The sequence below is a fragment of the Ramlibacter cellulosilyticus genome (assembly GCF_014297465.1).
In the GTDB taxonomy this organism is placed as follows: Bacteria; Pseudomonadota; Gammaproteobacteria; order Burkholderiales; family Burkholderiaceae_C; genus Ramlibacter; species Ramlibacter cellulosilyticus.
Genome location: NZ_JACORT010000016.1, coordinates 24,507 through 47,412, shown reverse-complemented (window position 1 = coordinate 47,412; position 22,906 = coordinate 24,507). Strand labels below are relative to the sequence as shown.

The 22,906-nt window shown below is 71.6% G+C and carries 16 protein-coding genes (1 of these 16 running past the window's edge); 12 read left to right on the top strand and 4 right to left on the bottom strand.

Going from position 1 to position 22,906, the window contains the following annotated elements; translation table 11 throughout:
* Positions 1 to 16 precede the first annotated feature (16 nt).
* Positions 17 to 1,105 carry a patatin-like phospholipase family protein gene (locus H8N03_RS25115; protein WP_187078989.1) on the top strand — a complete coding sequence of 363 codons (1,089 nt, stop codon included), beginning with the start codon at positions 17 to 19 and terminating at the stop codon, positions 1,103 to 1,105.
* 155 nt (positions 1,106 to 1,260) lie between these two features.
* Here H8N03_RS25115 and gbd read toward each other — a convergent pair whose 3' ends face one another.
* Positions 1,261 to 2,397 (bottom strand): 4-hydroxybutyrate dehydrogenase, encoded by a 1,137-nt coding sequence (gene gbd / locus H8N03_RS25110; protein WP_187078988.1) that lies wholly within the window; start codon positions 2,395 to 2,397, stop codon positions 1,261 to 1,263.
* Between the two features lie 106 nt (positions 2,398 to 2,503).
* Between gbd and H8N03_RS25105 the strand changes: the two genes are divergently transcribed.
* The 3 genes from H8N03_RS25105 to H8N03_RS25095 are packed head-to-tail and all read left to right on the top strand — an operon-like array spanning position 2,504 to position 6,260.
* Positions 2,504 to 3,415 carry an alpha/beta hydrolase gene (locus H8N03_RS25105; RefSeq protein ID WP_255428392.1) on the top strand — a complete coding sequence of 304 codons (912 nt, stop codon included), beginning with the start codon at positions 2,504 to 2,506 and terminating at the stop codon, positions 3,413 to 3,415.
* Complete coding sequence (locus tag H8N03_RS25100) at positions 3,412 to 4,278, top strand: YbgC/FadM family acyl-CoA thioesterase (protein WP_187078986.1); 867 nt, start codon at positions 3,412 to 3,414, stop codon at positions 4,276 to 4,278. The genes H8N03_RS25105 and H8N03_RS25100 overlap by 4 nt, the downstream gene beginning before the upstream one ends.
* A complete protein-coding gene (locus H8N03_RS25095; RefSeq protein WP_187078985.1) occupies positions 4,275 to 6,260 on the top strand; it encodes an O-antigen ligase family protein in 1,986 nt (661 codons plus the stop codon). Before H8N03_RS25100 ends, H8N03_RS25095 begins: the two co-directional genes overlap by 4 nt.
* Here H8N03_RS25095 and ygfZ read toward each other — a convergent pair.
* Positions 6,236 to 7,135 (bottom strand): CAF17-like 4Fe-4S cluster assembly/insertion protein YgfZ, encoded by a 900-nt coding sequence (gene ygfZ / locus H8N03_RS25090; protein WP_187078984.1) that lies wholly within the window; start codon positions 7,133 to 7,135, stop codon positions 6,236 to 6,238. The genes H8N03_RS25095 and ygfZ overlap by 25 nt on opposite strands.
* 47 nt (positions 7,136 to 7,182) lie before the next feature.
* Between ygfZ and mltG the strand changes: the two genes are divergently transcribed.
* The 6 genes from mltG (at position 7,183) to H8N03_RS25060 (ending at position 11,708) form a co-directional block, all read left to right on the top strand.
* Positions 7,183 to 8,184 (top strand): endolytic transglycosylase MltG, encoded by a 1,002-nt coding sequence (gene mltG / locus H8N03_RS25085; RefSeq protein ID WP_187078983.1) that lies wholly within the window; start codon positions 7,183 to 7,185, stop codon positions 8,182 to 8,184.
* Positions 8,181 to 8,810, top strand: a complete 630-nt coding sequence (gene tmk, locus H8N03_RS25080; protein ID WP_187078982.1) for a dTMP kinase — start codon at positions 8,181 to 8,183, stop codon at positions 8,808 to 8,810. The genes mltG and tmk overlap by 4 nt, the downstream gene beginning before the upstream one ends.
* Complete coding sequence (locus H8N03_RS25075; RefSeq protein WP_187078981.1) at positions 8,807 to 9,796, top strand: DNA polymerase III delta subunit-related protein; 990 nt, start codon at positions 8,807 to 8,809, stop codon at positions 9,794 to 9,796. The genes tmk and H8N03_RS25075 overlap by 4 nt, the downstream gene beginning before the upstream one ends.
* A 2-nt stretch (positions 9,797 to 9,798) precedes the next feature.
* Positions 9,799 to 10,179, top strand: coding sequence for a PilZ domain-containing protein (locus H8N03_RS25070; RefSeq protein ID WP_187078980.1), 381 nt, complete (start codon positions 9,799 to 9,801; stop codon positions 10,177 to 10,179).
* 66 nt (positions 10,180 to 10,245) lie between these two features.
* Entirely contained in the window at positions 10,246 to 11,052 is an 807-nt protein-coding gene (locus H8N03_RS25065) for a TatD family hydrolase (RefSeq protein ID WP_187078979.1), read from the top strand.
* Entirely contained in the window at positions 11,049 to 11,708 is a 660-nt protein-coding gene (locus tag H8N03_RS25060) for an ankyrin repeat domain-containing protein (protein ID WP_187078978.1), read from the top strand. Before H8N03_RS25065 ends, H8N03_RS25060 begins: the two co-directional genes overlap by 4 nt.
* A 50-nt stretch (positions 11,709 to 11,758) precedes the next feature.
* On the opposite strand, the gene H8N03_RS25055 is transcribed toward H8N03_RS25060, so the two are convergent.
* Positions 11,759 to 12,124 carry a hypothetical protein gene (locus tag H8N03_RS25055; RefSeq protein WP_187078977.1) on the bottom strand — a complete coding sequence of 122 codons (366 nt, stop codon included), beginning with the start codon at positions 12,122 to 12,124 and terminating at the stop codon, positions 11,759 to 11,761.
* 306 nt (positions 12,125 to 12,430) lie between these two features.
* Between H8N03_RS25055 and H8N03_RS25050 the strand changes: the two genes are divergently transcribed.
* Both H8N03_RS25050 and H8N03_RS25045 read left to right on the top strand, forming a co-directional pair.
* Complete coding sequence (locus tag H8N03_RS25050; protein WP_187078976.1) at positions 12,431 to 12,679, top strand: hypothetical protein; 249 nt, start codon at positions 12,431 to 12,433, stop codon at positions 12,677 to 12,679.
* Positions 12,676 to 13,824, top strand: coding sequence for a hypothetical protein (locus H8N03_RS25045; RefSeq protein ID WP_187078975.1), 1,149 nt, complete (start codon positions 12,676 to 12,678; stop codon positions 13,822 to 13,824). The genes H8N03_RS25050 and H8N03_RS25045 overlap by 4 nt, the downstream gene beginning before the upstream one ends.
* A 59-nt stretch (positions 13,825 to 13,883) precedes the next feature.
* Here H8N03_RS25045 and H8N03_RS25040 read toward each other — a convergent pair whose 3' ends face one another.
* A protein-coding gene (locus H8N03_RS25040; protein WP_222623157.1) for a hypothetical protein crosses the window boundary here: on the bottom strand, positions 13,884 to 22,906 show its 3' portion. Its footprint extends 24,493 nt past the window's final position; only the last 9,023 of its 33,516 coding nucleotides appear in the window; the start codon falls outside the window, past its right edge; it ends in the stop codon at positions 13,884 to 13,886.

The following is a 22,906-nucleotide window of genomic DNA, read 5'->3' as shown; positions in this document are numbered from 1 at the left end:
CCGTAGAATCGCGCCGATGCGAGCCTTGCGCATCTACGCCGGCCCTCTCGCGCGCCGGCACATCGAACAGCACGGGTTGCGCGCGGGCGATGTCGGCGTCGTCCCGGCCGCGGCGGGCGGCCCCAAGGGACTGATCCTCGGTCCCCTGGACCGCTTCCTCTTCGGCCAGTGGCTGCCCGCCACCGACCACACCATCCACCTCGTCGGCGCTTCCATCGGCGCGTGGCGCATGGCCACGGCCTGCCTGCGCGAACCGGTGCAGGCCTTCGAGCGGCTGGAGCGCGACTACATCGCCCAGAACTACGACCTGCCGCCGGGCCGGCGCGCGCCCACGGCGGCGCACGTGTCGCAGCGCTTCGCCGAAGGGCTGGAAGCGTTCTATGGCGGTCGCATCGAGGAAGTGCTGACGCATCCGCGGTTCCGGCTGCACATCGTGACGGCGCGCGGCCGGCACCTGCTCGGGCGCGAGCACCGCATCGCGACGCCGCTGGGGTATCTCGGCGCCTTCGTGAGCAACACCGTGCACCGCAAGGCGATGGGCGCCTGGCTGGAGCGCGTGGTGTTCTCCGCGCCGGAGCAGGGCACGCCGTGTCCGCTGCCTTTCGCCACCGGTGACTTCCCGACGCGGCAGGTGCTGCTGACGGACGCGAACTTCCAGCCGGCGCTGCAGGCCAGTTGCTCCATCCCCTTCGTGCTGCAGGCGGTGCACGACATCCCCGGCGCACCGCCCGGCGCGTATTGGGACGGCGGCATCACGGACTACCACCTGCACCTGAAGTACGACTGCGGCCCGGGACCCGGGCTCGTGCTCTATCCGCACTTCCAGAAGGCGGTGGTGCCGGGATGGCTGGACAAGGGCCTCAAGTGGCGGCACCGGGCCACGGCGTTCCTGGATCGCATGATCGTGCTGGCGCCGGACCCGGAATGGGTGCGGACGCTGCCGAACGCGAAACTGCCGGACCGGACGGATTTCGCACGGTACGGGCAGGATTTGCCGGCGCGGATCCGGGACTGGACGGCGGCGGCGAGTGCGAGCCGGCGGCTGGCGGAGGAATTCGCGGAGTGGCTCGAGAGGCCGGAGGTGGGGAGGGTGGAGGCGTTGTAACGCTGGGGTGCGCTGCGCGCAACCCAGCCTACGGGCCTCGTGCGCTTCTTCGTAGGCTGGGTTGCGCGCAGCGCACCCCAGCGATCACCACGCCCGTTGCGCGCCGCCTTCGTAGGCTGGGTTGCGCGCAGCGCACCCCAGCGATCCGCACGCTCTCAGAGCGACGCCTCCAGCATCTCCACGTAATCCTCCCGGCTCGCTTCGCGCGGGTTCGTCTTGTGGCAGTGGTCGGCCATCGCGCCCTTGATGATCTCGTCGAACTGCGCGCGTTGCACGCCCATCGCGGCCAGGCCCGAGGGCAGGCCCAGGCGGGCGTTCATGTCGCGGATCGCGTCGGGGATGTCGTTGCCGGAGCGCAAGCCCATGGCGCGCGCCATGCGGTCGAGGCGGCGGTCCTTCTGCACGGAAGGCGCCTGCGCGTTGAAGCGCACCACCGCCGGCAGGAACATCGCGTTCAGCGTGCCGTGGTGCAGCCGCGGATCGACGCCGCCCAGGCTGTGGCTCAGCGAGTGCACGCAGCCCAGTCCCTTCTGGAAGGCCATCGCGCCCTGCATGGACGCGCTCATCAGGTTCAGGCGTGCCTCGCGGTCGCTGCCGTCCCGGGTGGCGCGCTCGATGTTGGCCCAGCCGCGCTCCAGCCCGTCGAGCGCGATGCCGTCGGCGGGCGGGTTGAAGGCCGACGACATGAAGGTCTCCATGCAATGCGCGATGGCATCCATGCCGGTCGCGGCCGTCAGCTTGGGCGGCAGGCCGAGGGTGAGCTCGGGGTCGCAGATCGCCGTCTTCGGCACCAGGTGCCAGGAATGGAAGCCCAGCTTGCGGTGGTCGTCGACGATGATGATCGCGCCGCGCGCCACTTCGCTGCCCGTGCCGCTGGTGGTGGGCACCGCGATCAGCGGGGCGACTTTTTCCGTGATGCGCGGCGAGCCGCCTTCGATGGTCGCGTAGCGGGTGAGCGGGCCTTCGTGCGTGGCGGCGATCGCCACGCCCTTGGCGCAGTCGATGGCCGAGCCGCCGCCCACGGCGACGAGCCCGTCGCACCCCTGGGACTTGTAGATCCCGGTGGCGGCGCGCACGGCCGCTTCCGTCGGGTTCGACGGTGTCTGGTCGAAGACGGCGTGCGGCACGCCTTCGAGGGCATCCAGCGCCTTCTGCAGCACGCCGGCGGCGCGCACGCCCGTGTCGGTGACCACCAGCGGCTTGCGGATGCCGACGCGCTCGCATTCCTGCTTCAGCAGCCGGATGGCGCCGAACTCGAACTGGATCTGGGTGACGTAGTAGATGAGGGCCATGACGCGGCGTCCCTTAGGATGGATGGCTGACTTTAATCCGGGCGCCGCCCGAAGCGCTGCCTTCCACGTGACATTCCTTCCGCAGTTTCCCGAACTGACACCGGCCATGCGTTCGGTGCTGGAGCGCATGGCCCGCGCGGGGCACACGCCGCTGTACCGCCTGCCGCCCGCGCAGGCACGCGCGGCCTACGAGGCCGGTGCGGGCGTGCTGGAAGTGCCCCGGCCGGAACTGGCGCGGGTGCAGGACCTGCGCATCCCCACGCGCGACGGCGACAGCATCCCCGCGCGGCTGTACGCGCCCTCGGAAGGCAGGCTGCCGGTGCTGGTCTACTTCCATGGCGGCGGCTTCACCATCGGCAGCATCGCCAGCCACGACACCTTGTGCCGCGTGCTGGCGCGCGACGGCGGCTGTGCCGTGGTGTCGGTAGGCTACCGGCTGGCGCCGGAGCACCGTTTCCCGACGGCGGTGGAGGACGCGTGGGACGCGGTGCAGTCCGTGGCCCGCGAAGCTGCCGCCCTCGGCCTGGACGGCAGCCGCCTTGCCCTGGGAGGCGACAGTGCCGGTGGCACCCTCGCGACCGTCTGTGCCATGCTCGCGCGCGACGCTGGGCTGCCGGTGGCCCTGCAACTCCTCTTCTATCCCGGCTGCGCCGCCCGCCAGGAGGCGCCGTCGCACCGCCGGTACCACGAAGGCGTGGTTCTGGAGCAGGCCCACATCGAGTACTTCTTCGGCCAGTACATCGCGGAGGCGGCGCGCGACGACTGGCGCTTCGCGCCGCTGAACACGCCCGACGTGGAAGGCGTCGCACCGGCGTGGTTCGGCCTCGCCGAATGCGACCCCCTGTGCGACGACGGGCTGCACTACGCGGATAAACTGCGCGCAGCCGGCGTCGTGGTGGACCTGGAGATCTACCGCGGCGTCACGCACGAATTCATCAAGATGGGCCGCGCGCTGCCGGAAGCCCGGCAGGCGCACGCGGATGCCGCGGCGGCCCTGCAACACGCATGGCAGGCATGAAGAGAGACGATTTCCGGTTCTTCCACAAGCTGCGGGTCCGCTGGGCCGAGGTGGACATGCAGAAGATCGTCTTCAATGCCCACTACCTGATGTACTTCGACACCGCGGTGGCCGACTACTGGCGGGCGCTCGCGATGCCGTACGAGGAGGCAATGCACCAGCTGCAGGGCGACCTGTACGTCAAGAAGGCGACGGTGGAGTTCCACGCCTCCGCCCGCATGGACGACCGGCTGGACGTCGCCCTGAAGTGCGCGCGCATCGGCAATTCCTCCATGCAGTTCCTGGGCGCCATCTTCCGCGGCGAGGACCTCCTGATCACCTGCGAGCTGGTCTACGTGTTCGCCGACCCGGCCACGCAGACGTCGCGCCCCGTGCCGCAAGCGCTGCGCGACGTGCTCCTCGGCTACGAGAAGGGCGAGGACATGTTGCAGGTGAAGACGGGCAACTGGGCCGAGCTCGGCGAGGATGCGGGCCGCATCCGCACCGAGGTGTTCGTGCGCGAGCAGCGCATCCCCGCCGACCTCGAATGGGACGAGGACGATGCCCGCTCCGTGCACGCCGTGGCGTACAACCGGCTCGGCCAGCCCGTGGCGACCGGTCGCCTGCTCCCGGCGCAGGACGGCACCGCCAAGATCGGCCGCATGGCCGTGCACCAGGTGCTGCGCGGCCGCGGCTTCGGCGAGCAGGTGCTGCGCGCGCTGGCCGCGCAGGCGCAGCGCCGCGGCGACAAGGGCATCGAGCTGCACGCGCAGCGCACGGCGCGCGAGTTCTACGCGCGCATGGGCTTCCAGCCGCAGGGCGAGCCGTACGACGAAGCCGGCATCCCGCACATCACGATGACGAGCTCCTTGCCCCTCGCGTGACGGATCGTTCCCGGAGCGGCGAGGGTGCCGCGCTCGCCTTGCTGGCCGCCGGCCTGCTGCTGGCGCCTGCGCTGGGAGCCACCACCGAGGAGCTGTTGCAGGACACGCTCAAGTCCGCCATCGCTGCCTTCGCAGCCCTGCTGGGCGCGCTCGTGTTCGTGTGGCAGCGGCGTGCCTCCGGCGAGCCTCCGCTCTGGCACGCCGCGCTGTGGCTGCCCGCGCTGCTTTGCGCCTATGCCCTGGGCAGCATGGCCTGGTCGCACACCTGGCTCGCGGGCGTGGAGGCGGTGCGCTGGTTCGTGTTCACGGTCGCGGCCTGGCTCGCGCTGAACACCTTCTCGCGCGAGCGCCTGCCCTTGCTGGCGTGGTGCGTGCATGCCGGCGCGGTGATCGCCTCCGCGTGGACCGCGTGGCAGTTCTGGGGCGCGCTGGCGCTCTTCCCCCAAGGCCCGCAGCCGGCCTCCACCTTCGTCAATCGCAACTTCTTCGCCGAGTTCGCGGTGTGCACGCTGCCGTTCGCGGGGCTGCTGCTCGCGCAGGCGCGCAGCGTGCGTGCCACGGTGCTGCTGGCCGCCAGCACCGGCTTCGTCGTCACCGCGCTGTGCATGACGGGCACCCGCGGCGCGCTGATCGCCATGTGGCTGCTGGCCGGGGTCGTGCTGCCGCTGGCCGCCTGGCGCTGCGGCGATCGACTGGAATGCGCGAGGTGGCCGCTGCGGCAACGCGCCGCCGCGCTGGGCGTGCTGGTGGGCACGGTGCTGGTGCTGGGCAGCATCCCCAGCGGCAACCGCGCGATCGTGGAGGAGGGCTACGGGGCGACGCCGCTTGCGCGCGGGCTGCACCGGGCGCAGTCGATCCAGCCCTCGGACCACTCGCTCAACGTGCGCATGGTGATGTGGCGGGACACCCTGCGCGTGATCGCGGACCGGCCGCTGGGCGGCGTCGGGGCCGGCGCCTGGGAAAGCGCCATCCCGCCCTACCAGTCCGAAGGCGCGCAGGTCGAGACCGACTACTACGTGCACAACGAGTTCCTGCAGCTCGTCGCGGAGTACGGCCTCGTGGGCTGGATCTTCCTGCTGCTGCTTTCCGCGTGGCTGCTGCAGGCCGCCTGGCGCACGCTGCGCGGCGGCGGGCCGGAAGCGGACGCGGAGCGGCCCGGCCGCGCCGTGTTCCTCGCGAGCCTGCTCGCCCTGCTCGTGGTCAGCAACATCGGCTTCCCCTGGCGGCTGGCCGCGACGGGCCTGCTGTTCGCGGTGTGCGTGGGCGGGCTGGCCGCCTCGGACGCGCGCCTGGCCAGCGCATCCGGCCGCCTCGTGCGCCCGCTGCGCTGGTCGCCCGGCATCGCTTCCGTGGCTGCGCTGGCGTCGGTGGCCTGCCTCGCGCTCGCCACCTACGTCACGGTGCAGGCGGTGCGGGCCGAAAGCCGGCTGGTGGCTGCCACGCGCCTCGCGCTGGGCATCGCCGCGTCACCCGATCCGCGCGACCCCGGCCTCGCTCCCGTGAAGGCGGAGGTCCTGCGGCTGGTGCGCGAAGGGGTCGCGATCAACCCGCACTACCGCAAGGTGACGCCCATGGTCGGCGACGAAATGGCGCGGTGGGGCGACTGGGCCGACGCCATCTGGGTCTGGGAAAGCGTGCTCGCTTCGCGGCCCGACGTCGTCGCGCTGCTCACGAACGTGGCGCGCGGCTACGACGCGCTGGGCAGGCACGAGGAAGCCATGGCCTTCCTGGAGCGCGCGCGCGCCGTGCAGCCGCGCGCGGCCTCGGTGCGCGCGCTGGAAGTGCTGCTGCTGGCGCGATCCGGCCAGGAACCGCTGGCCCTGGAGCGGGCGCAGGCGGCGCTGGCCGAAGGCATCGTCGACGACGAACTCCTGAACACGTCGTACGTGCTCGCGCAGCGCGCGGGGCGGCATGCGCTCGCGCAGTCCCTGCTGCGGGCGCGCGTGCGCCTCGCGGCTCAGACGTCGGCCAGCAGCAGGTAGGGCAGGGGCAGCAACGTGAGCGCCGGGCCGTCGGCGCGTTGCGCGTGCAGGTCGCCCGCCTCCGCGGCGGAAAGCTGCAGCGAAACGATCGCGTCCCAGCCGCCGCCGGGCGCCGGCGCGGCCAGCGCCACCAGGCCGGCGGGCTGCTCGGCGTCGGCCGCCTGGAACACTTCCTGGCCAGCGGCGAGTTCCGCATCCGCGTGCGCAATGAAGGCGCGGCGCTTCAGGGTGCCGCGGAACTGGCTGCGCGCCACGACTTCCTGGCCCGGATAGCAGCCCTTCTTGAAGTTCACGCCGCCCACCGACTCGTAGTTGAGCATCTGCGGCACGAACGCCTCGACGACGAGCGCGGTGATGCGCGCGATGCCGCTGCGCACCTCGCCCCAGAGCCACGTCGCGGGATCCAGGGCAGGGCCCGCCGGAGCGGGCGTGCCGGCAGGCGCCACCCACAGCGCGCGCGACTGGCCGTCCGCCGGATAGAGCTGGATGCGGACCGCTTCGCCTTCGCGGGTGAGCGACCAGGGCGCGCCGCCGCCGGCTTCGCCCGCGATGCCGCGCAGCTCGAAATCGGCCGAGGCATCGCTGAGCTTCGCCTTGGCGCGCAGCACGAACATGGACAGGCGCTTGAGCGTGGCCGGCAGGACGTCCCGGCTGCACACGAGCAGGATCTCGTCGTCGGCCCGCTTGAAGGCCACGAAGCTGGCCAGCATGCGGCCCTTGGCGTTGCAGAAGGCGGCCAGCCGGGCTTCACCGGCGCCGAGGAGGGCGAAATCCTGCGTGAGCTGGCCGTGCAGGAACCTGGCCGCGTCCTCGCCTTGCGCCCGGATCACGCCGAGGTGGGGCAGGGAAGCGACACCGTGGAAGGGATACGACATGGGCTGAATTATCATGGCCGGGACTTTCCACCAGACGAAGCAGGGACGTGCGCCGCTTTTTCAGAACCGTGTTCCTGCTGGCCCTGCTCGCCGCCCTCGGCGCCGCCGCGGCCGGCTGGTGGTGGCTGCAGCATCCGCTGCCGCTGCGCGGCAACGCCGCATCGCTGGACCTTTCCATCGAGCCCGGCACGTTGCCGCGCGGCGTGGCCCAGGCCGTGCGCGACGCCGGCGTGGAGGTGGACCCGCGCGTCCTGTTCGCCTGGTTCCGCGTCTCCGGCGAAGCCCAGCGCATCAAGGCCGGCAGCTACGAGCTGGAGCGCGGCATCACGCCCATGCGGCTGCTGGACAAGCTGGCCCGCGGCGAGGAGTCGCTGCGCGCCGTGACGCTGGTCGAAGGCTGGAACTGGCGGCAGGTGCGCGCCGCGCTGGCCAAGGCGGAGCAGCTGCGGCCCGACACGGCGCAGATGAGCGACGCCGACCTCATGAAGACGCTGGGGCGGCCGGGCGTGGCGCCCGAGGGCCGCTTCTTCCCGGACACCTACACCTACTCCAAGGGTTCGAGCGACGTGAAGGTGCTGCAGCGCGCGCTGCGCGCCATGGACAAGCGCCTCGCCGAGGCCTGGGCGCAGCGCTCGCAGCAATCCATCCTGAAGACGCCGGAGGAGGCCCTGATCCTCGCCAGCATCGTCGAGAAGGAAACGGGCAAGGCGGCGGACCGCACGCTCATCGCCGCGGTGTTCCAGAACCGCCTGCGCACCGGCATGCCGCTGCAGACCGACCCGACGGTGATCTACGGCCTGGGCGAGCGCTTCGACGGCAACCTGCGCAAGGTGGACCTGCAGACCGACTCGCCCTACAACACCTACCTGCGCCCCGGCCTGCCGCCCACGCCGATCGCCATGCCCGGCAAGGCCTCGCTGCTGGCCGCGGTGCAGCCGGCGGCCGGCAACTTCCTGTACTTCGTGGCCAAGGGCGACGGCAGCAGCCATTTCAGCGGCTCGCTGGACGAGCACAACAACGCGGTCAACAAGTACCAGCGCGGGAAATGAGCGGGCTTTTCCTCAGCTTCGAGGGCATCGACGGTGCCGGGAAGTCGACGCACATCGAGGCGCTGGCGCAGGCGCTGCGCGCGCGCGGACGCACCGTGGTGCTGACGCGGGAACCGGGCGGCACGCCGCTGGCGGAGAAGCTGCGGGCGCTGGCGCTCAACGACCCGATGGACCCGCTGACCGAGGCGCTGCTGATGTTCGCGGCGCGCCGCGACCACCTGCAGCAGGTGATCGAGCCGGCGCTCGCGCGCGGCGACGTCGTGCTGTGCGACCGTTTCACCGACGCGACCTTCGCCTACCAGGGCGGCGGCCGCGGCTTCGACCTCGACGTGCTCGCCACGCTGGAGCGCTGGGTGCAGTCCGTGCCGGCGACGCCCTTGCGCCAGCCCGATGTCACGGTGTGGTTCGACCTGCCCGCGGCCGTCGCGGCGCAGCGCCTGGCAGGAGCCCGCGTGCCGGACAGGTTCGAATCGCAGCCGCAGGCATTCTTCGAGCGCGTGGCGGGAGGCTATGCGGCGCGCGCAAAAGCGGATCCCGGCCGCTTCCTGCGGGTAGCTGCCGACCAGCCGCGCGACCAGGTCTGGCAAGACGTGGAAGAGGGCTTGCGGAAGAGGGGGGTGCTGTGACCGCCCCGTGGATCCGCGCCCAGTTGCAGCAGCTGCTCGCGCAGCGCGGGCATGCCTGGCTGCTGCACGGGCCGTCCGGGCTCGGGCAGTACCAGCTCGCGCTGTCGCTCGCGCAAGCCTGGCTGTGCGACCAGCCGACGCCCGAAGGCGCCTGCGGGCACTGCGACAGCTGCCACCAGGTGGAGGTGCGCTCGCACACGGACCTCGCGGTGCTGATGCCCGAGACCTTCATGCTGGAGCTGGGCTGGCCGCTCGGCGAGAAGGCGCAGGCGGACATCGACGACAAGAAGCGCAAGGCCAGCCGCGAGATCCGCGTCGACGCGATGCGCGACGCGCTGGAGTTCGCGCAGCGCACCAGCGGCCGCGGCCGCGGCAAGGTGGTGATGGTCTATCCCGCCGAGGACATGAACCAGGTCACGGCCAACGCGCTGCTCAAGACGCTGGAGGAGCCGCCCGGCGACGTGCGCTTCGTGCTCTCCACGGAGGCGGCGCACCAGCTGCTGCCGACCATCCGCAGCCGCTGCCTGGGCCACACCCTCGCCTGGCCCGAACCTGCCGAAGCGATCGCGTGGTTGCAGGAGCAGGGCGTGCCCGGCCCCGCGGCGGCGGGATTGCTGAAGGCGGCAGGCGGCCGTCCCGAAGACGCCCTGCGGCTGCACGCCGCCGGACTCGACGCCCGGACCTGGTCCCAATGGCCCAAGGCGTTGGTCCGGGGCGACATCGGGCCGCTGGCGGATTGGGGCCCGGCGCAGGTCGTCCAGGCCTTCCAGAAGCTGTGCCACGACCTGCTGGCGCTGCGATCCGGCGCCCAACCGCGCTTTTTCGAGGCTGCCGACCTGCCTTCTGCCGCTTCGCTGCCCGCGCTGACCGCGTGGTGGCGCAGCCTGGCCGCGACTTCCCGCACGGTCGACCATCCTTTCAACGCCGGACTGATGCTCGAGGACCTTGTGGCCCAGGCGAGGACGGCCCTAAACTCGACAGCCTGACCATGGCCACCGCACCCGCCCCCGCAGCCGCCGCCGGCGCCACACCGCGTCCGAGCGTCATCCAGCTCGCCATCAAGGAAAAGGCGGCGCTCTACGCCGCCTATATCCCGCTGTTCGCGGATGGCGGCGTGTTCATCCCGACCTCGCGCGACTACAAGCTCGGCGACGACGTGTACGTCCTGCTGTCGCTGCCGGACGACCCGCAGCGCTATCCGGTCGCCGGCAAGGTCGCCTGGGTCACGCCGGCGCGCGCCGCCGCCAACCGCACCCAGGGCGTCGGCGTGCGGTTCCCCTCGGACGACAAGTCCAAGCTGCTGAAGGTGAAGATCGAGGAGATCCTCGGCGGCCACCTGGCTTCCGAGCGCCCGACGCAGACCATCTAGCTTCCCTAGAATCCATCCTTGCAGCGCCGCCCGGCCCCGCCGCGCGGCGTTTTCGCTTTTGCCGCCATGTTCGTCGACTCCCACTGCCACCTCAGCTTCCCCGAGCTCCAGTCCCAGCTGCCCCAGATCCGCCAGGCCATGGCCGACGCGAAGGTCGACCGCGCCCTGTGCATCTGCACGACCCTGGAGGAATTCGAGGACGTGCACGCGCTCGCCATGGGCTACGACAACTTCTGGGCGTCGGCGGGCGTGCATCCCGATACGGAGAACCTGGCCGAACCGTCGGTGGAGACGCTGCTGGAACTCGCCGCGCGCCCCAGGGTGGTCGGCATCGGCGAGACCGGCCTGGACTACTACGACATGGAAGGCCGCAAGGGCGGCCGCACGGTGGCCGACATGGAATGGCAGCGGGAGCGCTTCCGCGTCCACATCCGCGCCGCGCAGGCCTGCCGCAAGCCGCTGATCATCCACACGCGTTCGGCTTCCGGCGACACCGTGGCGATCCTGAAGGAGGAGGGCGAGGACGGCTCCGCCGGGTCCGCGGGGGGCGTCTTCCACTGCTTCACGGAGACCATGGACGTCGCGCGGGCGGCGCTGGACCTGGGCTTCCACATCTCGTTTTCCGGCATCCTCACGTTCAAGAGTGCCGCCGACCTGCGCGAGGTGGCGAAATTCGTTCCGATGGACCGCATGCTGATCGAGACCGACAGCCCTTACCTCGCCCCCGTGCCTTACCGGGGCAAGGTGAACAACCCGGCCTACGTGCCCTACGTGGCCAGGCAGGTCGCGGAACTGCGAGGGTTGTCCGTGGAGGCCGTGGGCGAGGCCACCAGCCGCAATTTCGAGGCGCTCTTCCGGGGCGTGCAAGCATGAGAAATCACCTGAAGTTCGTCCTGTATCTCCTTCTGGCGATTGCGTTTTCTGCTGCCCATGCCGGGTCGTACGAAGACTTCTTCCAGGCGATCAAGCGCGACGACCCGAAGGCGATCAACGAGCTCCTGCGGCGCGGTTTCGACCCGAACACGATCGATCCCTCGGGCCGGCAGGGCCTCTTCCTGGCCTTGCAGGAAGGCTCGCTGAAGGCAGCGGAGGCGCTGGTCGACTGGCCGAAGACGAAGGTGGAATGGCGCAGCGCCAAGGACGAAAGCCCGCTCATGATCGCGGCCCTGAAGGGGCACAAGGAACTGGTGCGCAAGCTGATCGCCCGCGACGCCGACGTCAACAAGCCCGGATGGGCGCCGCTGCATTACGCGGCGACCGGCGGCCACCTGGAGATCATGCTGATGCTCCTGGACGAACACGCCTTCATCGACGCGGAGTCGCCGAACAAGACGACGCCGCTGATGATGGCCGCCATGTACGGCTCCACGGCGGCCGTGCGGCTGCTGCTGGAGGCCGGCGCGGACCCGGTGATGCGCAACGAACTGGGAATGTCGGCCGTGGACTTCGCGCAGCGCGCGAACCGGCCCGACGCGGCCGAACTGATCGCCGCGGCGATCCGCAACCGTCAGCCGAAAGGCAAATGGTGACGGGGACTTGCCGCCGGAACTTCAGGTAACCGGCGGCGGCCGGTGCATGCTTACTGGGCGCTGCAGGCGTTGATCAGTTCCACGCCGGGAGACATGGAGCTGGTGTCGGCGCGGCAACGCGCCATGTCGGCGTAGTGGCCCTGGACCAGGACGCCGGGCGGGTTGTAGCGCAGCGTGGCGCGGGCCTGCATGCCGGCGGCGGGTTCGGCCTGGCAACGGGCGGCGCGTCCGGCCAGCGCTTCGACCCGGCGGCAGAAGGCATCGTCCGGATAGTCGAACTGGCGGATGACGTTGCCGCTGCCGTCCCGGTAGACGAGATGCTTGCCGGGCGGGCCGGCGGGCACGGTGGATTGGGACGCGCAGCCCGCGAGGACGGCGAAGACGGCGACGAGGGACAGTCGCGTGGGAAGCAGCATGGGATCTCCCTTGTAGGTGTGGCGGCTGGCCGGGGACCGGTCCAGCGACGGGCTTTGTACAAGGAATTGCCGTGCCTGGGGCCTCACCGTAACCACCCATCACACTGATACGATGCGTATTATGTCGAATAATATGGATGGTTCTGGCACTGCATAGGCAAAAGCCAGCGGTCGATGGGTCCCCTGTACCTCCCATCCCGCCGCTTCCCCTTTCCCGGATCCGGACCGCCGCGCTGCTCCTGCCTGATCCAGCGCAACGTCGCGTCGCGCCTGCCTCCTATGTTCTCCGGATCGAGGAGGTACGGGATGGACAAGACGCACGATCGCCGGCCGGGCCGGCACAAGGCGGCACGGCATGCGCTGCGCCGGCTCCTGCACGGCCTCGTGGCCGTGTTGTTCCTGCTGGCCGCGGGACTTGCCGCGCGCGGCGTGCGGGCGGACACGCTGGACCAGCAGAACGCGCCGGCCAACTGGGGCGGCGGGGCCAACCAGTTCCAGGGCCGTGCAGTGCAGACGATCTCGCCCACGCTCGGCTGCCTACCCGTGTCGACGTGAACCTGATGACCGGCAACCGCGGCAAGGGCGGAGACAAGGTCACCCTCATGGTGCTGGACTGGAATGCCATGACGAGCGTCAAGACGCTCGCCCAGGTATCGCAGGACGTAGCCGAAGGGGTGGACGGCTGGGTGACCTTCATGATGCCCGGCGGCGGCGTGCCGGTGCCCGCGCAGTGGGTCGCGCTGCAATTGAGCGCGCCCACCGCGATCTTCTGGTGGAAGTACCAGACCGGCAATCCCTATCCGGGCGGGAACTACTTCCTCGGCGGCTACGGCGACGGCGCCAACGACTACCTGTTCCGGACCTACGGCACGCCTGCGTGTTCGGGCACGCCACCGCCCGGCTCCTTCACGCTGGCCGTCTCGCCCGATCCCGTGGCGCTGGCACGCGGCGGGAGCCGCCAGGCCACGGTCTCGGTCGCGCGGCAGGGCACCTTCACCGGACCGGTGAACGTGACGTTCACGCTGCCGTCCGGCGTCACGGCTTCGCCCTCTTCCCTCAGCGTGGCCGGATCGACTGCGGGCGTGACCTTGACTGCCTCGGCGACGGCAGGCACGGGGACTTTCACCGCGACTGCGCGCGGCACGGCGAGCGGCGTCGCTCCCGCGCAGGACAGCTTCAAGGTCAGCGTCGGCACCAGCGCGGCTGCTCCGTCGCTCGCCGGCGTCAGTCCGGCCGTGCAGCAACGGGGTGGGACCATCACGCTCACCCTCGGCAACATCGGCGGCGCCGGCTTCAGCCTTTGTTCCACCGGCCTGGTGTTCCACGGCAACGGCAGTTCCGTGCCGCGGGTGTACCTGCGGGACCTGGAGAGCGGCAGCAACTACCAGGCGTCGCCTGTGGCCGCCCCGGTGCGGGTCCCGCGCCTGCCTGCGCCCTATTCGGAGAACTACCAGCCGCGCTTCCTGCGCAGCCCGGACGGCACGCTCCTGCTGGTGGTGACCGCTGCGCCGCAGTCCGGCACGGGCAACGCGATGGCGACCTTCCTGGACAAGGCAGCGGGCGGCACGGTCCTGCGGTCGATGCCCATCACGACCAACGCCACCATCGGAACGTCGGCGGTCAGCGCGAACGTCGGCACGGACAACCGGCTCACGCTGCGCTTCGCCAGCCAGAGCTTCGGGCCCTACGCCCTTCCCTGAGCGGCGCCGGCGACGCAGGACGGCCCGCCGGTGGGCGGGCCGCTCTCTCGCAGTCCTGGCTACAGCTTGATGCGGATGTTCCGGTTCGGATCGTCCTCGCGTCCCAGGCGGTTCACGAAGCCTTCCAGCCAGCCCGCATTGGAGCTCGCCGGCACCTGCGCGTCGAAGCCCCCGTTCCAGTCGATCACCGGCGCCGTCGGCGTGCCGCTGCCCCTGGAGGCCACGTTCGCGCTGCGGACCAGGCCGGCCGGCGTGCTCGCCCGGTTGCCTTGTTCCACGACGTTCACGCCCGCGTCGCCGCGGATGTCGTCGCTGGCGGACGAGACGCCCAGCCGGTCGATCAGCCGCGCGAGCGCGGACACGAGGCCGGACACGAGGCCGCCGGACTGCACCGCCACCGTGGTGTCGCTGTCGCCCGCCAGGTTGTCGTTGCCGTCGCCGCCGCGGATGGTGTCGCGGCCCGCACGCATGTCCGCGTTGCCCACCAGCTGCGTGCCGGAGACCTGCATGGACGCCGCCGCCGGCGTGGCGAAGGCGCCGCGGAAGGCGGAGACGGCCATCTGGCTGTCGCCGACCACCGTGTCGTCGCCGGTGCCGCCCAGGAGCAGGTCGTCGTCGGCATCGAGGCAGACGAAGCCCAGGACCTGGCCGACCTGCGCGGACAGCGTCCACGTGACGGGAGCGCTCGGGGCCGTCCGCGCGTCGACGACGCCCGCGACCGCCAGGACCTGGTCGCCCAGCAGCACGTCGTTGCCGGCGCCGCCGTCGAGGCTGTCGCACGCGGCTGCAAGCTGCAGCGCGTTCACGAGCGTGCCGACCTTCACCGAGACGTTGCCGCCCAGCGCGTCCTCGATCACCACGGCCGCGACCAGCACGTCCTGGTCGCCGGTCAGGCGATCCTCGCCGTCGCCGCCCAGGACCACGTCGCTGCCGGCGCCGAGGTCGAGGTCGTCGACGAGGACGTCGATCGTCACGCTGCGGCCGCCGGCTTCGTCCTGCAACCGGACGCCCGCGACCCGCGCCGTGTTGTCGCCCACCAGCTGGTCGGCGCCTTCGCCACCTTCGATGCGGTCGCAGCCGCCGTCCAGCCACACGTGCGTGGCCAGCGAACGCACCGCGAGCACGACGCCGTCGGATGCCTGCGGCCCGCTCAGGATGACGCCGGCGCGCAGGGCGTTGTCGCCCGCGATGTCGTCGTCGCCCTGCTCTCCGCGCAGCGTGTCGCCGCCAGCGTCCGCATGCAGGTGGCCCACGACCTGGTCGACTTCGGCATCGAGGCGCAGCGGCGAGAGCGGGTTGCCCGTACCGCCGCCACCGGCCATGACCACCGTCACGGCCACCGTGCTGTCGCCCACCATCGCGTCGTTGCCCTCGCCGCCCGCCAGCACGTCGGAGCCCGCACCGAGGTGCACGTCCGCGACGATCTCGTCGAAGCGCACCAGCGTCAGCGTCGGCAGGCTGCTGCCGTACGCAGGCGCGGCGAAGCCTTCCACCAGCGCGTCGTGGATCGCGACGCTCGCGAGCAGGTCCACGTCACCGACGAGGCGGTCGTTGCCCGTCCCGCCGGTGAGCGCGTCGTTGCCCGCGCGCAGGTCGAGGACGTCGACCAGCTTGCGGAATTCCACCGGCTCGTCCTTCTGCCAGGACCACCACACGCCCGCCGTCGGCGTCGGCACGCCGGCTTCGGCCGCGAACAGCGCGCCGTCGACGGCAGCCGCGACGCGCACCTGCTGGTCGCCCACCAGTTCGTCGTCACCCTCGCCGCCCGCGAGGGCGTCGTTGGCGCCGCAGGCCGAGATGCGCTTCACCAGCCCGTCGAACTCCACGAGCCCGCCGTCGAAGAGCCGGCGCCCCGAGTAGGAACCGCCGCCCGCCGAGGCGAGCACCACGGCGCCGTCGACCACGCCGGCCACGGTGATCGTGTCGTCGCCCACCAGGCTGTCGTTGCCTGCGCCGCCATCCAGCTGGTCGCGGCCCGCGGCGCTGTCGATGCTGCACACGACGCCATCGACGTCGACCAGCGCCTCGAAGCCGGGCGCCCAGCCGGCAGCGAAGGCGGCGGTGCCCGTGAGCAGCGGCCCTTGCGTGATCGCCGCCACCTGCAGCGCGCTGTCGCCCACGAGCCGGTCGTTGCCCTCCCCGCCCGAGACGCTGTCGTTGCCGCCGGTCACGTCGAGATCGCCGACCACGCCGTCGATCGCCACCGCCGCGTCGCCGTGGAAGTGGAATGCCGGCGGCGTGGCGCCCTCGCCCACCAGCACCGGGCCTGCGACGATCGCGCCGACGGTCACCTGGTGGTCGCCGATCGCGAGGTCGTCGCCCGTTCCCGCGTCCATGGTGTCGGACGCGCCGAGCAGCACCACGGCGTCGACGAGGTTCGCGATGCGCACCTGGTCGAAATCGTGGCCGTGCCCATGCCAGTGGTCGTGATCGTGGCCGTGGCCATGCCAATGCCAGTGGCCATGGCCGTGCCAATGATGGTCGGACCCCAGCGACAGCGGACCGCCGATGAACACCGAGGCCGCGAAACTCGCGTCGCCGACCAGCAGGTCGTCGCCCGCGCCGCCCGCCACCTGGTCCGCGGCGCCGATCATCACGAGGTCGTCGACGAGCCCGGACACCAGGACGTCGCGGTCGTAGTGCGGCCACGTGGTGTGCGCCGCCAGCGGACCGCCGATCACGACGGCCACTTCGGCCGTGTCGTCGCCGGTCACGCGGTCGTCGCCGTCGCCGCCATCGAGCACGTCGGCGGCGCCCCGCAGCGTCACGTCGCCGAGCAGCTCGCCCACGCGCAGGTCGACGTAGCCGCTGCCGGGGACCGCCCCGCCGGCCGACAGCGTCGGCAGGAAGGGCAGCGTCACCACGTCGGCCGGGCCTTCGCCCGCCAGCGAGGCGTCCACCTCCAGCAGCACGTCGCGCGCGCCCAGCGGGTGCGCGCCGATGCCGACGGCGACCAGCAGCTGGGAGTCGCCGGCCAGTTCGTCGTCGCCCGCATCGCCGGAGAGCACGTCGGCGCTGCCGGTCACCGTGAGCGACGGCAGCCGCACGTATGGCAGCCAGGCCGGCGCGCCGGTCGGGGCTGCGTCGATGGCGACCACGAGGCCGACACTGAAGTCGCCCACGAGCCGGTCGTCGCCCGTGCCGCCGGCGAGCTGGTCGCGGCTGGTCACGAAGTCCGCCGCGCGCGGGGTGCCGCGCACGGTCTTGCCGAGGCTGGCGACGCTGCTGCGGAAGGTGTCGGCCGCGGCGGCGAGGCCGGCCGGCAGTTCGGTCGCATAGCCGGCACCGGCCACCAGCACGAGGCTTTCGTCGCCCACCAGCAGGTCGTCGCCGTCACCGCCGTCGAGCCGGTCGCTCGCCACCGTGATCGGCGGCACGGACTTCGGCGGCAGCAGCGTGTCGATGCGGGCCAGTTCCTGCATGGCCGCGCCGAAGTCGCCGAGCATGGACACCAGGTCGCGCTGGAACGGCGCCACCACGATGCTGTGGTCGCCCACCAGCCGGTCGCTGCCCGCCTCGCCGGAGAGCACGTCGTTGCCCGCGACCAGGCCCGCGTGGCGGCCGACGTCCGGCAGCACCGCGGCGAACGCCGTGTGCGTGCGGCCCAGCGTGTCGCGGTAAGGCGTGAGTCCGCCCAGGAGGGCCATCGAGCGGTCGCCCTGGTACAGCACGCTGCCGAAGGGATCCACGTTGTGCACGCCTTGCGGCATGACGGTCGCCACCGGCGAGACGATCGCGGTCAACGCGCCTTCCGCCTGGCGCCCGAGCCCGTAGGCATGGGCGACGACCGGCAGGCCTTCCTCGGTGGCCGCGAAGTGGTAGCTGTTGTCGCCCAGCAGGATGTCGTCGCCCGTGCCGCCGGAGGCCGTGTCGTTGCCTTCGTTGCCTTCCACGTAGTCGTTGCCGTCGCCACCGAGCAGTACGTCGTTGCCGCCCTGCCCGAACAGCAGGTCGTCGCCGGCGTCGCCGGTGATGGAGTCGTTGCCGGCCGCCAGGAGGTCCACGGTGAGGACGTGGGTGGTCCACCGGCCGCGGCTGTCCTGCGTGCCCGTCACCAGCCAGAGCTCCTCGCCCAGCATGGTGGTCGAGAGGTCGCCGTTGTAGCTGGGCGCCAGCTCGCGGCGGCCCGTGACTTCGCCGACGTCGAGCAGCAGCACTTCGACGCGGCCGTCGGCCGTGCGGCGCACCAGGCCTTCGTCGCCGAGCGCGATGTCGTCGCCCTCGCCACCCGAGAGGGCGTCGTCGCCGTAGCCGCCGATCACGATGTCGTTGCCGCCCAGCGCGTCGATCTGGTTGCCCTGGTCGTTGCCGACCAGCAGGTCGTCGTTCTGGCTGCCCGTCAGGTCCTCGATCGCGGCGCCCACCTGGAGCGTCAGCGTGAGGTGGACGGGGTCCACCACCTGCGGCGTGCTCTTGCGCAGGTCGAGCATCACGGTGCCGGCGAACTCGCTGAAGTCGAGCCGGTCCCGTCCCAGGAAGCCGGTGGATTCGAACACCGTGTCGCTGCCCAGCAGCGCGCCGGAGAACATGTAGCGGTCGCCGCCCTCCTCTCCGTACAGCAGGTCGTTGCCGCGGCCGCCGTAGACCACGTCGTCGCCGCTGCCCGCGTGCACGACGTCGTTGCCGCCGCCCGCGCCGTCGGTGCCGTAGACCACGCGCTGCCGCACGACGCCGTCGGTGCGACGGTGCGGCACGTCCAGCGGGCCGAGCTCGGCCTCGCCGCGCGGCAGCACGTGGCGCTCGGCCAGGCCGAGGCCGAGCCGCGTGACCAGAACGCCGTTCGCATCCCGGTAGTCGACCACGCCACGGTCGGCGATCACGAGGTCGTCGCCCTGCCCCGCGGTGACGGCGTCGTTGCCGAGGCCGCCGATCAGGACGAGGTCGCGCGTGCTCGAGGCGGCCGCGATCACGTCGTCCCCCGCTTCCGCATCGACGGCGAGGAAGCCGTCGATGCCGGCGAGCACGGCGATGTCCACGCGGTCGTTGCCGACGCCGGTCGACACCGTGGTGACGGTCTGGAAGCCGGCCTGTCGCATCGTGCCCGTGATCGCGAACTGGTCGTTGCCGCTGCCGAGGAACACTTCCAGGCCTTCGACTGCGCCGTAGCGGATCGATCCCGCCATCCCGAGGCCGGACAAGGTGTCGGCCGTGAGCAGGCCGGTGTTGCCTGCGGCATCGCCGGTGTCGTCCACCGTCAGCACGTCGTTGCCGCTGCCGGCATCCACCACCAGCAGCGCACCGATGCCATCGGCGAGGCCGCCGCCCTGCGGAGCCAATGTGCCCACGGTGATGGTGTCGTCGCCGGCACCCGACGCGACCGTCGTCTGGCCCGCGATGCTGCGCAGGTTGACGGCGTCGTGGCCGTCGTTGCCGCGCACGAGCGTGGTGCCGAGGTGCGTGCCGAGGATGTCGAAGCGGTCGTTGCCGGAGCCCAGGCCGATGTCGAGCGCCTCGAAGGCGCTGTAGTGGATGCCGTCGGCGGACAGGCCCAGGCCGTCGAGGCGACCGGAGGTCAGCACGCCGGTGTTGTCGGTGCCGTCGCCGGTGTCGTCGACGTTCAGCGCGTCGTTGCCGCTGCCGCCCGTCACGACCAGCAGCGCGTCGATGGCATCCAGCACGCCGCCGGCCAGCACCGGCGCGAGCGTCCCGACGTCGATGGTGTCGTCATCGCTGCCACCGTCGACGGTCGTGAGGCCGGCGATGGTGCGCACGTTGACCGTGTCGCCGCCCGAGCGGCCGTACACGACGGTTTCGTCCGCATGCGTGGACACGATGGTGAAGGCGTCCGCGCCCGCGCCGAGGTCCACGGTGACGAGTTCCAGGCCGCCATACGTCACGGAGCCATCCATGTCGAGGCCGGCCAGCGTCGACGCGGTCAGCTCGCCGGTGTTGTCGTTCGTGTCGCCGCTGTCGTCGGCCAGCAGGGTGTCGAAGCCGGAACCGCCTTGCACGACCAGGAGCGCTGCGATGCCGTCCACCAAGTGGGCCGGATCGCCGACGACCACGTCGTCGTTGCCGTCCCCGGCGAGGACCGTCGTGTCGCCGGCGATCGTGTGCACCTGCACGTCGTCGTCGCCATCGTTGCCGCGCAGCAGCGTGGTGCCGCCGTGCGTGCTCGCGATGGTGAACCGGTCGTTCCCGGCACCGAGCCCGAGGTCCAGTGCCTCGAAGGCATCGTAGTCCACGCCGTCGTCGGAAAGACCCAGGCCGTGCAGCGTGTGCGAGGCCAGGAGCCCGGTGTTGTCCGCCAGGTCGCCGGTGTCGTCGAGGTTCAGCGCGTCCACGCCGGACCCGCCGCGCAGCAGCAGCAGCGCGTCGATGGCGTCGAGGACGCCGCCGGCGAGCGCCGGCGCCAGCGTGCCCACGTTCACCGTGTCGTCGTGGCTGCCCGCATCCACCGTCGTCTCGCCGGACGTCGCCTGCACGTTGACCACGTCGTTTCCGTCGTTGGCTTCCAGCAAGGTGGTGCCGCCATGCGTGGCGAAGACGGTGAAGGTGTCGCCTGCGGCGCCGAGGGCGATGCGCAGGTCGTCGACCACGTAGTCGATGCCGGCGGCCATGCCGAGCCCGGTGACGTGGGTAGCCGCCAGCCAGCCTTCGTTGGCGAGGGTGTCGCCCGTGTCGTCCACCACCAGCACGTCGTCGTCGTCCCCGCCGCGCACCCGCAGCAGCGCTGCGATCCCGTCCACCGTGCCGCCGTACGTGCCCGCGAGGCTGCCGACGAAGATGGTGTCCTGGCCGGTGCCGGCGAGGAGGGTCGTCTCGCCCGCGATCGCCTGCACGTTGATGCGGTCGTCGCCGCCGTTGCTGCGCACCAGCGTCGTGCCGCCGTGCGTGCCGGCGATGTCGAGGCGGTCGCCGCCGGAGCCGAGGCCGATGTCCAGCGCCTCGAAGAGCGTGTACGCGATGCCGCCGCCCGTCATGCCGAGGCCCGTGAGCGTCGCAGAACCCAGCACGCCGGCGTTCGCCGCGGCGTCGCCCGTGTCGTCCACGGCGAGCGCGTCGACGCCGGTTCCGCCGGTGAGCACCAGCAGGGCGGCGATGCCATTCAGGGTGCCGCCCGCCACGACCGGGGCCAGCGAGCCGACGGTGATCGTGTCGTCGTCGGCACCGCCGTCGAGGGTGGTCACGCCCGCAGCCGTCTGCACGTCCAGCCGGTCCATGCCGTCGTTGCCGTGGACGAAGGTCGCATGGTCGTGCGTCGTTTCGACGGTGAAACGGTCGCCGCCGTGGCCGAGGTCGATGGTGATGGCCTCCAGCCCGAGGTAGGTGATGACGCCGCACATGTCGAGGCCGCGGACCGTGCTCGCGGTGAGGAAGCCGGTGTTGTCGTCCGTGTCGCCGGTGTCGTCCACCAGCAGCGTGTCGTCGCCGTCCTGTCCGTCGACCAGCAGGTCGGCGGAGATGCCGTCGACGACACCGATGCCGCCGGCCACCACGTCGTCGTCGCCCGTGCCGCCCAGCACGGTGGTGTTGCCGGCCACGGCCTCGACCAGGATGTCGTCGTCGCCGGGGCCGCTGTCCAGGCGCGTGATGCCACCGAGGTGCGTGCTTTCGATGGTGAAGGTGTCGCCGCCGGAGCCGAGGTAGATCTCCAGTTGCTCGGCCTCGTAGTCGACCAGGCCGGCCATGTCCAGGCCCCGCACGGTGGTGGACGTCAGCCACCCTTCGTTGGCCCCGGTGTCGCCGGAGTCATCCACCACGACGTGGTCGGCATCGTCGCCGCCGCGCACCCGCAGCAGCGCGGCGATGCCGTCCACCACGCCACCCAGGCCGCTGGGGATGCTCCCCACCAGCACCGTGTCCGCTCCCGCGCCGCCTTCGACCGTCGTTTCGCCCGCGATCGAGACCACGTTGACCCAGTCGCTGCCGCCGTTGGCCCGCACCAGCGTCGTACCTCCGTGCGTGCTCATGGCGTCGAAGCGGTCCGAGCCGGAGCCCAGGCCGATGTCCAGCGCCTCGAACGCGTCGTAGCCGATGCCGGAGGTCGACAGGCCCAGGCCGGTGATGGTGTCCGAGGTCAGGACGCCGGAGTTGTCGGTGGCGTCGCCGCTGTCGTCCAGCTTCAGCTGGTCGTCGCCGGTGCCGCCCGCCACGTCGAGGCGCGCGGCGATCCCGTCCAGCAAGCCATCGACCGTGCCGACGTTCACGACGTCGTCGCCCGCTTCGGTGTCGACCGTCGCGAGCCCGGCAATCGTGTGCACCCGCACGGTGTCGGCGCCCTCGCCCAGCGTCAGGGTCGTTTCGCCCGCGTGCGTCGACGCGATCGTGAAGTCGTCCGCGCCGCCCCCCAGGTGGATCTCCAGTGCCTCGAGTTCCCGGTAGACGACGCCCGCGGCCATCCCCAGCCCGGTGATCGTGTCCGAGGTCAGCGTTCCGTCGAGGTCCAGCGTGGCGCCGGAATTCAACGTGAAGACGTCCGCGGCGCCGTCGTCTCCGCCCACCACGGTCAGCAGCGCGTTGAAGGGGTGGATCGTTTCGCCGCTGCTGAGCGTGGCGACCATCGTGTCGGCACCGTCTCCTGCTTCGACGGTGAGCTCGCCACCCAGTCCATCGATCGCGATGTGGTCTGCGCCCGCACCGGTCCGCACCAGGGTGCTGCCGCCATGCGTGTTGGCGATCGTCACCTCGTCGCCACCGCTCCCGAGCGTGAGCGTGAGGGACTCGAAGGCTGCGTAGTCGACCGGCGCCGCCATGCCGAAGCCGCTCACCTGCGACTCGGTCAGCAGGCCGGAGCGGCCGCCGCCAAAGCCGAAGTCGTCCAGGAACAGCGCGTCCTGGCCGTCGCCGCCCGTGACCGAGAGGGGAGCGGCTACGCCGTCCAGCGTGCCGAGGGCGGACGAGACCGTCATGGTGTCGTCGTCGTCGCCGAGGTCGACCGTGGCCGACGCGCCGATTCCCCGCAGGTCCACGGTGTCGTTGCCGGCACCGGTGAAGACGCCGAGCGTGCCCGCCGTGCCTTCGATGGTGACGGTGTCGGAGCCCGCGCCGCCCTGGATTTCCGTGCTGCCGGCGTGCGTGGACGCCACCGTGACCTGGTCCGCGCCCTCGCCCGCATCGGCGACCAGGCTGGCGAAGTTCG

What these genes read in the sequence shown, in the direction of transcription:
- H8N03_RS25115 (WP_187078989.1), top strand. Translation starts at nt 17, where the DNA reads ATGCGAGCCTTGCGCATCTACGCCGGCCCTCTCGCGCGCCGGCACATC.
- gbd (WP_187078988.1), bottom strand. Translation starts at nt 2,397, where the DNA reads ATGGCCCTCATCTACTACGTCACCCAGATCCAGTTCGAGTTCGGCGCC.
- H8N03_RS25105 (WP_255428392.1), top strand. Translation starts at nt 2,504, where the DNA reads ATGCGTTCGGTGCTGGAGCGCATGGCCCGCGCGGGGCACACGCCGCTG.
- H8N03_RS25100 (WP_187078986.1), top strand. Translation starts at nt 3,412, where the DNA reads ATGAAGAGAGACGATTTCCGGTTCTTCCACAAGCTGCGGGTCCGCTGG.
- ygfZ (WP_187078984.1), bottom strand. Translation starts at nt 7,135, where the DNA reads ATGTCGTATCCCTTCCACGGTGTCGCTTCCCTGCCCCACCTCGGCGTG.
- tmk (WP_187078982.1), top strand. Translation starts at nt 8,181, where the DNA reads ATGAGCGGGCTTTTCCTCAGCTTCGAGGGCATCGACGGTGCCGGGAAG.
- H8N03_RS25070 (WP_187078980.1), top strand. Translation starts at nt 9,799, where the DNA reads ATGGCCACCGCACCCGCCCCCGCAGCCGCCGCCGGCGCCACACCGCGT.
- H8N03_RS25065 (WP_187078979.1), top strand. Translation starts at nt 10,246, where the DNA reads ATGTTCGTCGACTCCCACTGCCACCTCAGCTTCCCCGAGCTCCAGTCC.
- H8N03_RS25060 (WP_187078978.1), top strand. Translation starts at nt 11,049, where the DNA reads ATGAGAAATCACCTGAAGTTCGTCCTGTATCTCCTTCTGGCGATTGCG.
- H8N03_RS25055 (WP_187078977.1), bottom strand. Translation starts at nt 12,124, where the DNA reads ATGCTGCTTCCCACGCGACTGTCCCTCGTCGCCGTCTTCGCCGTCCTC.
- H8N03_RS25050 (WP_187078976.1), top strand. Translation starts at nt 12,431, where the DNA reads ATGGACAAGACGCACGATCGCCGGCCGGGCCGGCACAAGGCGGCACGG.